The sequence below is a fragment of the Streptomonospora mangrovi genome, assembly GCF_027604915.1.
Lineage (GTDB): Bacteria > Actinomycetota > Actinomycetes > Streptosporangiales > Streptosporangiaceae > Streptomonospora > Streptomonospora mangrovi.
Genome location: NZ_JAJAQC010000003.1, coordinates 73,628 through 85,483 on the forward strand (window position 1 = coordinate 73,628; position 11,856 = coordinate 85,483).

At 73.2% G+C, this 11,856-nt stretch carries 8 protein-coding genes; 7 read left to right on the top strand and 1 reads right to left on the bottom strand.

Annotation, left to right across the window (positions count from 1 at the left end; translation table 11 throughout):
- Positions 1 to 93 precede the first annotated feature (93 nt).
- The 7 genes from LG943_RS01845 (at position 94) to cimA (ending at position 10,787) form a co-directional block, all read left to right on the top strand.
- Positions 94 to 2,076: an acetolactate synthase large subunit gene (locus LG943_RS01845; RefSeq protein ID WP_270070372.1), complete on the top strand. Its 1,983-nt coding sequence runs from the start codon at positions 94 to 96 to the stop codon at positions 2,074 to 2,076.
- Between the two features lie 20 nt (positions 2,077 to 2,096).
- The gene (ilvN, locus tag LG943_RS01850; protein WP_270070373.1) at positions 2,097 to 2,621 is read left to right on the top strand and encodes an acetolactate synthase small subunit; all 525 of its coding nucleotides are present in this window, start codon (positions 2,097 to 2,099) and stop codon (positions 2,619 to 2,621) included.
- A 144-nt stretch (positions 2,622 to 2,765) separates the two neighbouring features.
- Positions 2,766 to 3,761, top strand: a complete 996-nt coding sequence (ilvC, locus tag LG943_RS01855; protein WP_270070374.1) for a ketol-acid reductoisomerase — start codon at positions 2,766 to 2,768, stop codon at positions 3,759 to 3,761.
- Positions 3,762 to 4,135: 374 nt separating this feature from the next.
- Positions 4,136 to 5,722, top strand: coding sequence for a phosphoglycerate dehydrogenase (gene serA, locus LG943_RS01860; protein WP_270070375.1), 1,587 nt, complete (start codon positions 4,136 to 4,138; stop codon positions 5,720 to 5,722).
- A 766-nt stretch (positions 5,723 to 6,488) separates the two neighbouring features.
- Positions 6,489 to 7,556 carry a 3-isopropylmalate dehydrogenase gene (locus LG943_RS01865; protein WP_270070376.1) on the top strand — a complete coding sequence of 356 codons (1,068 nt, stop codon included), beginning with the start codon at positions 6,489 to 6,491 and terminating at the stop codon, positions 7,554 to 7,556.
- 245 nt (positions 7,557 to 7,801) lie between these two features.
- Positions 7,802 to 8,920, top strand: coding sequence for a branched-chain amino acid aminotransferase (locus LG943_RS01870; protein WP_270070377.1), 1,119 nt, complete (start codon positions 7,802 to 7,804; stop codon positions 8,918 to 8,920).
- Positions 8,921 to 9,191: 271 nt separating this feature from the next.
- Positions 9,192 to 10,787, top strand: coding sequence for a citramalate synthase (cimA, locus tag LG943_RS01875; protein ID WP_270070378.1), 1,596 nt, complete (start codon positions 9,192 to 9,194; stop codon positions 10,785 to 10,787).
- 60 nt (positions 10,788 to 10,847) lie between these two features.
- Here the strand turns inward: cimA and LG943_RS01880 are convergent, their stop codons facing one another.
- Positions 10,848 to 11,801, bottom strand: coding sequence for a DUF3152 domain-containing protein (locus tag LG943_RS01880; RefSeq protein WP_270070379.1), 954 nt, complete (start codon positions 11,799 to 11,801; stop codon positions 10,848 to 10,850).
- Between the last annotated feature and the right edge of the window lie 55 nt (positions 11,802 to 11,856).

Consider the following 11,856-nt stretch of genomic DNA (forward strand, 5'->3'; position numbering starts at 1 on the left):
GGGTTTCCCGCTGTGGCCGCCGTGTTTCGGCCGTGCCAACCGTGCCGCTGTGACCTGGGTCGCCATCGCATTCTGAACTTTTCGTCTCAGAATATGAGACAAACCGCCGTTTCGGTTGACGGGCCGCACGCGGCTCGGCCATGGTGGTTTCCGTGCAGAGCAACTTCCTCATTCTCGTACTTGGTCGGCGCGCAGCCAGCTGACCAAGCCACCGTGCTGCGCGCTCCCTCCAACCGCACCCGCGGTGGGGGGTTTTTTGTTGCCAAGCAGCGTTGCCAGGCACACCCGACGACGAGCCCTCCGAAGGATCTTGTGATGACCGAGCAGATGACCGGAGCCCAATCGCTCATCAGGTCACTGGAGCATGCCGGTGTCGACGTGGTGTTCGGGATCCCCGGCGGGGCGATCCTGCCCGCCTACGACCCCCTCTACGACTCGGTGAACGTGCGCCACATCCTCATGCGGCACGAGCAGGGCGCGGGCCACGCGGCCGAAGGCTACGCCTACGCCACCGGGCGCCCCGGCGTCTGCATGGCCACCAGCGGCCCCGGCGCCACCAACCTCGTGACCCCCATCGCCGACGCCCACATGGACTCGGTGCCCCTGGTCGCCATCACCGGCCAGGTCGCCACCCCCCTCATCGGCACCGACGGCTTCCAGGAAGCCGACATCTGCGGCATCACGATGCCCATCACCAAGCACAACTACCTCGTCAAGCGCGCCGAGGACATCCCGCGGACCATCGCCGAGGCGTTCCACATCGCCTCCTCCGGCCGCCCCGGACCCGTCCTCGTCGACATCGCCAAGGACGCCCTCCAGACCTCCGTCGACTTCGCGTGGCCCCAGCGCCTGGACCTGCCCGGCTACCGCCCGGTCACCAAGCCCCACGGCAAGCAGGTCCGCGAGGCCGCCCGGATGATCGCGGAGTCCCGCCGCCCCGTCCTCTACGTCGGCGGCGGCGTGCTGCGCGCCGGCGCCGCCCAGGAGCTGCGGGTCCTGGCCGAGCTGACCGGCCTGCCCGTGGTCACCACCCTGATGGCCCGCGGCGTCTTCCCCGACAGCCACCCCCAGCACCTGGGCATGCCCGGCATGCACGGCAGCGTCGCCGCCGTGGGCGCGCTGCAAAAGGCCGACCTGATCGTGGCCCTGGGCGCGCGCTTCGACGACCGGGTCACCGGCAAGCTCGACAGCTTCGCCCCCGGCGCCAGCATCGTCCACGCCGACATCGACCCCGCCGAGATCTCCAAGAACCGGCACGCCGACGTCCCCATCGTCGGCGACTGCCGCGAGGTCATCGCCGACCTCGTCGTGGCCGTCCGCAACGACCAGGCCGCCGGGCGCCAGGGCGACTACGCCGCCTGGTGGGCCCAGCTCGACCGGCTGCGCGAGGTCTACCCGCTGGGCTACGAGGACCCCGACGACGGCTCCCTCTCGCCCCAGCACGTCATCCGGCGCCTGGGCGAGATCGTCGGCCCCGACGCCCACTACGTCGCCGGCGTCGGCCAGCACCAGATGTGGGCCGCCCAGTTCATCGGCCACCAGAAGCCGGGCTCCTTCATCAACTCCGGCGGCCTGGGCACCATGGGCTTCTCGGTGCCCGCCGCCCTGGGCGCCAAGGTCGGCGCCCCCGAGCGCACCGTGTGGTCCATCGACGGCGACGGCTGCTTCCAGATGACCAACCAGGAACTCGCCACCTGCGCCATCGAGGGCATCCCCATCAAGGTCGCCGTCATCAACAACGGCAACCTCGGCATGGTCCGCCAGTGGCAGACCCTGTTCTACGAGGGCCGCTACTCCAACACCGACCTCCAGACCGCACCGCGCGACGCCAGGGTGCGCATCCCCGACTTCGTCCGCCTGGCCGAGGCGTACGGTTGTGTCGGGCTGCGCTGCGAGCGCCCCGAGGACATCGACGCCACCGTCGAGAAGGCCATGGCGGTCGACGACGCGCCGGTCGTGGTCGACTTCACCGTCCACCCCGACGCGATGGTCTGGCCCATGGTCGGCCCCGGGATCAGCAACGACAACATCCAGTACGCGCGCGACATGGCGCCCGACTGGGACGACGAGGACTGAGCGGAAGAGCGAGAATCCCCATGACCCAGCACACCCTGTCGGTCCTCGTGGAAGACACCCCCGGTATCCTCGCCCGCACATCGGCGCTGTTCTCGCGGCGCGGGTTCAACATCAACTCGCTCAGCGTCAGCACCACCGAGTACGAGGGCCTGTCCCGCATGACGATCGTGGTCAACTGCGACCGCCACCCCTTGGAGCAGGTGACCAAGCAGCTCAACAAGCTCGTGAACGTCATCAAGATCGTCGAGATGGACAACGACGCCGCGGTCCGCAGGGAACTCCTGCTGGCCAAGGTCAAGGCCGACTCCGGCAACCGGGCCGCCGTCATCCAGACGGCCGAGCTGTTCCGCGCCAACATCGTCGACGTCGGGCCCGACGTGGTGGTCGTCGAGGCCACCGGCCGGCCCGAGAAGCTCGACGCGCTGGTGCGCAACCTCGAACCGTTCGGCATCAAGGAACTGGTGAAGTCCGGCCTCGTCGCCCTGGGCCGCGGCCCCAGGTCGATCACCGACCGCTCACTGCGCGCGGTAGAGCGCAGCGCGTGAGCCCCGCCCGGCACGGCCGGCGCCCATGAGGCCCGGCCGCCGGGCGCGACCCGCACACCCCGGTGCCGCCTCCCGGCCGCGCGCCGCCCCCCGGCGCGGCGGCACCGACCGCACACGCCAACCACACACAAGGAGCAAGCCGAAGTGGCAGCAGAGATGTACTACGACGACGCCGCCGACCTGAGCGTCATCCAGAGGCGCAAGGTCGCCGTGATCGGTTACGGCAGCCAGGGGCACGCGCACGCGCTGTCGCTGCGGGACTCCGGCGTGGACGTGCGCGTCGGCCTCGCCGAGGGCTCGGCCAGCCGCGCCAAGGCCGAGGAGGAGGGCCTGCGGGTGGTCACCCCCGCCGAGGCCGCTCAGGAGGCCGACCTGATCATGGTGCTGGTGCCCGACCACATCCACCGCGACCTCTACGCCAACGAGATCGCCCCCCACCTCAAGGACGGCGACGCGCTGTTCTTCGGCCACGGGTTCAGCATCCGCTACGACCTGGTGAGCCCGCCGGCCAACGTCGACGTCGCCATGGTCGCCCCCAAGGGCCCGGGCCACCTGGTGCGCCGCCAGTTCGAGGAGGGCCGCGGCGTGCCGGTCCTGGTCGCCGTGGAGCAGGACGCCTCCGGGTCGGCCTGGGAGCTGGCGCTGTCCTACGCCAAGGGCATCGGCGGCACCCGCGCGGGCGCGCTGAAGACCACCTTCAAGGAGGAGACCGAGACCGACCTGTTCGGCGAGCAGACCGTGCTGTGCGGCGGCCTGGCCGAGCTGATCAAGGCCGGGTTCTCCACCCTCACCGAGGCCGGCTACCAGCCCGAGGTCGCCTACTTCGAGTGCCTGCACGAGGTCAAGCTGATCGTCGACCTCATGTACGAGGGCGGCATCTCCAAGATGAACTGGTCGGTCTCCGACAACGCCGAGTACGGCGGCTACACCCGCGGCCCGCGCATCGTCACCGAGCAGACCCGCGAGGAGATGCGCCGCGTGCTCGCCGAGATCCAGGACGGCTCCTACGCGCGCGAGCTGGTGGCCGAGTTCGACGCCGGCCGGCCCAACTTCCTCAAGCGCCGCGAGGCCGAGCAGAACGAGCCCATCGAGAAGGTGGGCGCCGAGCTGCGCCCGCTGATGAGCTGGTTGCAGGGCTGAGTGCCCCGCGCGGCGGGCGGGGCGGGGGGGGCCCCCCCCCCCCCCCGGGGCGGGGGGGGGCCCCCCCCCCCCCCCCCGGCCCCACGGGCGGCGCCGCGGGGGCCCCGGGGGGGGGGGGGGGCGGGGGCGCCCCGCCCCGCCCGCCGGGCTCGTGGTGGTCCCGCCCCGGACCGCCCGGACCCCTGGGGCGGCGCCGCGGTGCGCGGGGCGGTCCGCGCGCGGGTCAGGTGCACCCTTTCCGCGTGTGATCCCCACCGGCGCACTAGACTTTTCGTGGCCGTCACAACCCCTACTCAGCCGAACGCGCCCACGCGTGTGGACAAGGACCAGCCGCGAACGCGCGGCCACGCCGCAACCCGTCAAAGGAACAAGCTGTGCCTAAGCCCTCCGTTCTCGTCGCGGAAGAACTCTCCCCCGCCGGTCTCGCCCTGCTGGAGGGCGACTTCGAGGTCCGCCACTGCAACGGCGCCGACCGCGCCGAGCTGCTGCCGGCCCTGGCCGACGTCGACGCGCTGATCGTGCGCAGCGCCACGCGGGTCGACGCCGAGGCGCTGGCCGCCGCGCCGCGGCTGAAGGTGGTGGCCCGGGCCGGCGTGGGCCTGGACAACGTCGACGTCGAGGCGGCCACCAAGGCCGGCGTCCTGGTGGTCAACGCCCCGACCTCCAACATCGTCAGCGCCGCCGAGCAGGCCATCAACCTGCTGCTGGCCTCGGCGCGCAACACCGCGCCCGCGCACAACGCCCTCATCAACGGCGAGTGGAAGCGGTCCAAGTACACCGGCGTCGAGATCTACGACAAGACCGTCGGGATCGTCGGCCTGGGCCGCATCGGCGCCCTGGTGGCCCAGCGGCTCTCGGCCTTCGGCACCCACATCATCGCCTACGACCCGTTCGTGCAGCCGGCCCGCGCCGCGCAGATCGGGGTCGAGATGGTGCCGCTGGACGAACTGCTGGAGCGCAGCGACTTCATCACTATCCACCTGCCCAAGAACAAGGACACCGTCGGGCTCATCGGCGACGAGGCGCTGGCCAAGGTCCGCCCGCACGTGCGCATCATCAACGCCGCGCGCGGCGGCATCCTCGACGAGGCCGCGCTCTACCGCGCGCTCAAGGAGGGCCGGGTCGGCGGCGCGGGCATCGACGTCTGGGCCAAGGAGCCCTGCACCGACAGCCCGCTGTTCGAGTTCGAGAACGTGGTCGTGGCCCCGCACCTGGGCGCCAGCACCGCCGAGGCCCAGGAGAAGGCCGGCACCCAGGTGGCGCGCTCGGTCAAGCTCGCGCTGTCGGGGGAGTTCGTCCCCGACGCGGTCAACGTCCAGGGCGGCGCGGTCGCCGAGGACGTCAAGCCCGGCCTGCCCCTCACCGAGAAGCTGGGCCGCATCTTCACCGCGCTGGCGCGCGGGGTGGCCGACCGCATCGACATCGAGGTCCGCGGCGAGATCGCCGCCCACGACGTCAAGGTCATCGAGCTGGCCGCGCTCAAGGGCGTGTTCGGCGACGTGGTCGAGGAGGCCGTGACCTTCGTCAACGCCCCGCTGCTGGCCAAGGAGCGCGGCGTCGAGGTCAACCTGGTCACCAGCGACGACCACTCCGACTGGCGCAACCTGATCACCGTGCGCGGCCTGATGCCCGACGGCCAGCGGGTGTCGGTCTCGGGCACGCTGACCGGCCCCCGCCAGGCCGAGAAGCTGGTCGAGATCAACGGCTACAGCATGGAGATCCCGATCAGCGCCCACATGGCGTTCCTGTCCTACGACGACCGCCCCGGGATCGTCGGCACGGTCGGCGCGCTGCTGGGCGAGGCCGGGATCAACATCGCGGGCATGCAGGTCAGCCGCGACGCCGCCGGCGGCACCGCGCTGATCACGCTGACCGTCGACTCCGCCATCCCCGAGGCCACGCTGGAGTCCATCGCCACCGAGATCCGCGCGGAGCGCTCCCGCCAGGTCGACCTCGACTAGCCGATCGGCCGGTCGGTCCTCCGCCCGGGCCGCCGGCCCGGCGCGGTGCGGCCGCCCGGCACCCGCGGCACCCCGGGGCCGCCCGCACCGCGCGGGCGGCCCCGGCGCGTTTCCCCCCGGCCCGCGCCGGGCGCGAGTCCGCCCCGCCGGACACTGGCCGGATACTCGGACGTCCGATAGTCTGGAGTCCTAGGAGTTGGGCGCGCGGTGACCGCACCGGTCCACACCGGTCACGGATCGCCACCGCCGCCCGCACGGCCCGGCCCGCCCCATACCTCGCGGCCGGACCTCCCGGCACCACCACTCGCCGGGACCGGCGCGTGCTCTGTCCGCCCGCGTGCCGGCGCCGCCGCGCCCACCGCGCGGCCCGCCGACGCCCCACCGGGCCCCACGCCGCCGTTCCATCCAGCGCAACCACCGGACCGCCCCCGCTCCGGACGCCCGCGCGGCGCGACCCGCCGCACCCGCGTCCGCCGCCGCGGCGGGGCCGCTGCTGCGCGCATGCCCGCGAGGCGAGGAGGACACCGTGTACGACACCACCACCGCTCCCGACACCGCCGACGAGGCCACCGAGGCCGTCCAGGTCGCGCTCGACCGCCGCGACAACGGCGGCCCGGCGGGACGCTAGTCTTGTCTCACTGACCGTTTCCCCAGGTCTCACCATCTGAGACGACCCAGGCCGCGCGGATCCCCGCGCGGCCTGATCCGATGCCGAGACCGCACCGGGAACCCCGACGAGACGAGCAGATTAGAGGCTGGGCTGGTAATGGCTGCGCGCACCGTGAAGTTGGCCGTCATCCCCGGTGACGGGATCGGCCCCGAGGTGGTGGCCGAGGGCCTCAAGGTCCTCTCCGCCGCCGCCCCGGAGCACGACCTCGCCTTCGACACCACCTCCTATGAGCTGGGCGCCCGCCGGTGGCACGCCACCGGCGAGACCCTGCCCGACTCCGTCGAGGCGGAGCTGCGCGGGCACGAGGCGATCTTCCTCGGCGCGGTGGGCGACCCCAGCGTGCCCAGCGGGGTGCTGGAGCGCGGCCTGCTGCTGCGGCTGCGCTTCGCGTTCTCCCACTACGTCAACCTGCGCCCGGTCCGCCTCTACCCCGGCGTCACCACCCCCCTCGCCGACGTCGCGCCCGAGGACATCGACATGCTCGTGGTGCGCGAGGGCACCGAGGGGCCCTACGCCGGCATGGGCGGGGTGGTCCGCAAGGGCACCCCGCACGAGATCGCCACCCAGGACAGCGTCAACACCCGCTTCGGCGTGGAGCGCGTGGTGCGCTACGCCTTCGCCGCGGCCCAGCGCCGCCCGCGCCGCCGCCTCACCCTGGTGCACAAGGACAACGTGCTCAGCTTCGCGGGCGAGCTGTGGCAGCGCGTCGTGCGCGAGGTCGGCGCGGAGTACCCCGACGTCTCCGTCGACTACCTGCACGTCGACGCCGCCACCATGTTCTTCGTGTCCCAGCCGCAGCGCTTCGACGTCGTGGTCACCGACAACCTGTTCGGCGACATCATCACCGACCTCGGCGCGGCGGTCGCCGGCGGCATCGGGCTGGCCGCCAGCGGCAACATCAACCCCGAGAACGACTTCCCCAGCATGTTCGAGCCGGTCCACGGATCGGCCCCCGACATCGCCGGGCAGGGCAAGGCCGATCCCACGGCCACCATCCTGTCCGCGGCGATCATGCTCGACCACCTCGGACTGGAGGGCGCCGCGCGCGCCGTCGAGCGCGCCGTGGCCGAGGACCTGCTGGCCCGCGCAAAGGACGGCGCCGCCGAGCGCTCCACCGCGCAGATCGGCGACGCCATCGCCGAGCGAGTAGCCGGGCAGGGCTGACCCGCCTTCCCGGCGCCTCAGCCCTGCTGGTCGCAATCGGCGCGGCTGAGGCGGACACACGGATTCACCGATGCGGCGGGCGTGCCGATTCACGGCGCGCCCGCCGCGCTGCGCGCACCCCGCCGGGCGGCCCCGCGCCGCCCCGAGCGGGGTGTGTGCGGCGGTATGGCCGCGGGTGCGTTGTTTCCGTCACACTGGAAGCCGGGTCGGCGCTGCCGGCCCGATGTACGGAGAGGACCTGACCCATGAACAACGGCACCACCACAAGCGGGTTGACGTTCGACGTCCAGCTCTCGGCCCAGCGGAGGACCCCGCAGGAGCGCGCGCAGTTGCTGGACAACCCCGGGTTCGGCAACGTGTTTACCGACCACATGGTCACCATCGCCTATGAGGAGGGCAAGGGCTGGTACGACGCCCGCCTGGAGCCCTACGGCCCCCTCACCCTCGACCCCGCCACGGCTGCCCTGCACTACGCCCAGGAGATCTTCGAGGGGCTGAAGGCCTACCGCCACCCCGGTGGCGAGGTCGCCTGCTTCCGGCCCGAGGCCAACGCCGCGCGGTTCAACCGCAGCGCGCGCCGCATGGCGATGCCCGAACTCCCCGAGGAGCTGTTCCTGGGGGCGATCGAGACCCTGCTGGCCGCCGACGCCCAGTGGATCCCCACCCAGCCCAACAGCAGCCTCTACCTGCGGCCGTTCATGTTCGCCACCGACGTCGGCCTGGGCGTCAACAACCCCTCGCGCAGCTACCGGTTCGTCCTCATCGCCTCTCCGTCGGGCCCCTACTTCTCCGGCGGCATCACGCCCGTCACCGTGTGGCTGAGCGAGGACTACACCCGGGCCGCGCCCGGGGGCACCGGCGAGGCCAAGTTCGCCGGCAACTACGCCGCCAGCTTCCTCGCCCAGGCGCAGGCCGTCGACCAGGGCTGCGACCAGGTGGTGTGGCTCGACGCCGTCGAGCACCGCTGGGTCGAGGAGATGGGCGGCATGAACCTGTTCTTCGTCTTCGGCTCCGGCGACGACGCCCGCCTGCTCACCCCCGCCCTCACCGGCACCCTGCTGCCCGGCATCACCCGCGACTCCCTGCTCACCCTCGCGCCCGAGCTGGGGTTCGCCATCGAGGAGGGCCGGCTGTCCACCGACGAGTGGCGCCGCGCCGCCGAGGCCGGCGAGCTGACCGAGGTCTTCGCGTGCGGCACCGCCGCCGTCATCACCCCCGTGGGCCGCGTCAAGAGCCGCACCGGGGAGTTCACCATGGGCGACGGCGGCCCCGGCCCCGTCACCATGGGACTGCGCGAGGAGCTGGTGGCGCTCCAGTACGGCACCCGCCCCGACACCCACGGCTGGGTGCGCACCTTCGGCTGACACCCGGCCGAAACCGGCGGCGGGCGCGCCCGGGGCACCCCGGCGCGCCCGCTCCTGTCTCAGTGGGTGAGACTTCCGCCCGCGCGGCCCCGCCCGCGGCGCCCTCGTGTGGCAGACTGGGCAGCGTGCCGTCTCAGGTGATCATTATCGTGAGGCGCGCCGGCTGAACCGGACCCCGCCGGCGCGCTGACCTCTCGTGTCCACGAGGGGTCTTTTTTGTTGGCCGGGGCCGGCACCACGAGAGCACAATCATCCGCGGGAGTTCCCACCCATGCCTGACGACAGTTTCCACGTCTTCGACACCACACTGCGCGACGGCGCCCAGCGCGAGGGCGTCAACCTCACCGTCGCCGACAAGCTGGCCATCGCCCGACTGCTGGACGACTTCGGGGTGGCGTTCATCGAGGGCGGCTGGCCGGGGGCGAACCCCAAGGACACCGAGTTCTTCCAGCGCGCCGCCGCCGAACTGGAGTTGCGCCACGCGCAACTGTCGGCCTTCGGTTCCACCCGCCGCGCGGGCGTGCGCGCCGAGGACGACCCCCAGGTGCTGGCGCTGCGCGACTCCGGCGCCCCGGTGGTCACCCTGGTGGCCAAGAGCGACATCCGGCACGTGGAGCGGGCGCTGCGCACCACCGGCGAGGAGAACCTCGCGATGGTCGCCGACACCGTCGCCTTCCTGCGCGCGAGCGGCCGGCGGGTGTTCCTCGACTGCGAGCACTTCTTCGACGGCTACCACCACGACCCCGCCTACGCGCTGAGCGTGGTGCGCGCCGCCGCCGGGGCCGGCGCCGACGTGGTCGTGCTGTGCGACACCAACGGCGGCATGCTGCCCGCCGACGTCTCCCGCGTGGTGGCCGAGGTCCGCGCGGCCACCGGCGCGCGGCTGGGCGTCCACGCCCAGGACGACTCCGGCTGCGCGGTGGCCAACACCCTGGCGGCCGTGGACGCCGGCGCCACGCACGTGCAGTGCACCGCCAACGGCTACGGCGAGCGGGTGGGCAACGCCAACCTCTTCTCTGTGGTGGGGGCGCTGGCGATCAAGCAGGGCCGCGACGTGCTGCCCGAGGGCTGCCTGAGCCAGATGACGCGGGTGTCGCAGGCCATCGCCGAGATCGTCAACATCGCGCCCAACACCCACCAGCCCTACGTGGGGGTGTCGGCGTTCGCGCACAAGGCCGGCCTGCACGCCTCGGCGATCAAGGTCGACCCCGACCTCTACCAGCACCTGGACCCGGTGCTGGTCGGCAACGACATGCGCATGCTGGTGTCGGACATGGCCGGGCGCGCCTCGATCGAGCTGAAGGCCAAGGAGCTGGGCCTGGACCTGTCCGGCGACCGCGAGCTGGCCGGCCGCGCGGTCGAGCGGGTCAAGAGCATGGAGCTGGCCGGCTACAGCTTCGAGGCCGCCGACGCGTCGCTGGAGCTGCTGCTGCGCGAGGAGCTGGGCCGGCCGGTGCGCTACTTCGACACCGAGTCCTGGCGGGTGATCGCCGAGCGCCGCGCGGTGGGCAGCTCCGCGGAGTCGGCCGTCAGCGAGGCCACGGTGAAGCTGCACGTCAAGGGCGAGCGGGTGATCGCCACCGCCGAGGGCAACGGCCCGGTCAACGCGCTGGACCGGGCGCTGCGCTCGGCCATGGAGGGCGTCTACACCGCGCTGGGCGGGCTGGAGTTGACCGACTACAAGGTCCGCATCCTGGAGGGCGCCTCGGGCACCGCCGCGGTCACCCGCATCCTGGTGACCTTCAGCGACGGCAAGGGGGAGTGGACCACGGTGGGCGTGGGCGAGAACGTCATCGAGGCGTCCTGGACCGCGCTGGAGCAGGCCATCACCTACGGCCTGCTGCGGCAGGGCTACCCCCGGGACTGATCCGGCGGGGCGCCTCGGGCGCCGGCGCGCACCGCGCCGGCGCCCCGGCCCGCCGACCGGTCAGGGGTGCACCCACCCGTTGGGCTCGCAGCCCTGGAGGCCGAAGGTCTGCTGCTGCATCACCGGCGCGGGCTCGCCGGGGGCGGGGCAGTTCACGTGGCCGTGGCCCAGCGCATGGCCGACCTCGTGGTTGATGACGTAGACCCGGTAGGTCTCCAGGTCGCCGTCGAAGTGCTCGACCCCCGACACCCACCGGTTCTGGTTGATGATCGCCCGCCCGCCGGTGGTGCAGGACACCCGGCCCAGCGTCTGGAGCGGCGCGCACATGGCGTCCACGGTCTCGGGCGCGGCCAGGGCGACCCGGAAGTCCACCGGCCCGGAGTCCACGCGCCGCACCGACATCGCGTCCCGCCCGCGCCAGCTTCGCTCGTCGGCCAGGATCTGCTCCACGGCGGCGGCGAAGTCCGCCGGGTCGCCGGGCAGGCCCTGCTCGACCTCCACGATGTAGCGCTTGAGCGGGCCCTCGCCGGCGGTCTCGCTCTCGCCGGGGACCACCTCCAGCTCCCCGCTGCCGGAGGTCACCTCATCCTCCACCGAGCGCAGCAGCGCCGGGAGGTCGGCGTCGCCGTCCCCGTCCCCGCCGCCGTCCCGGCCGCCCTCGGAGCCGGGCCGGTCCTCCTCGGCAGCCTCGGCGCCGCCGCCGCGCCCGGCGGCGTCGGGCCGATCGGGGTCGCCGCCCGAGCGGCCGTTGGCGCCGTCGCCGGAGGCGCCGGACCCCGGCGCGGCGGTGCCGGCCGAATCCGCGTCCTGCCCGCCGCCGGCCGCGCCGTCCTCGGGAGCGGCGCTCGCGGTGGCGCCGCCGGCGCCCGCGGTGAGGTCGGGCGCCTGCCGGTCCAGGACCAGCAGCCCGGTGCCCGCCGCGATCACGGCGAGCCCCAGTACCAGCTCCAGGACATAGGTGCGCCGCCGCCGGGCGCGGCGGGCGCGGGCGGCGGCGGGGGACGGGTGCGACAAGCCGGCGGCCTCTCTGCGGTGCGCGCCGCCCCCGCCGGCGGTGCGGGCGGCGGGT

Coding starts and splice junctions, on each gene's coding strand:
- cimA (WP_270070378.1), top strand. CDS start 9,192: ATGCCTGACGACAGTTTCCACGTCTTCGACACCACACTGCGCGACGGC.
- LG943_RS01845 (WP_270070372.1), top strand. CDS start 94: ATGAGACAAACCGCCGTTTCGGTTGACGGGCCGCACGCGGCTCGGCCA.
- LG943_RS01865 (WP_270070376.1), top strand. CDS start 6,489: ATGGCTGCGCGCACCGTGAAGTTGGCCGTCATCCCCGGTGACGGGATC.
- LG943_RS01870 (WP_270070377.1), top strand. CDS start 7,802: ATGAACAACGGCACCACCACAAGCGGGTTGACGTTCGACGTCCAGCTC.
- ilvN (WP_270070373.1), top strand. CDS start 2,097: ATGACCCAGCACACCCTGTCGGTCCTCGTGGAAGACACCCCCGGTATC.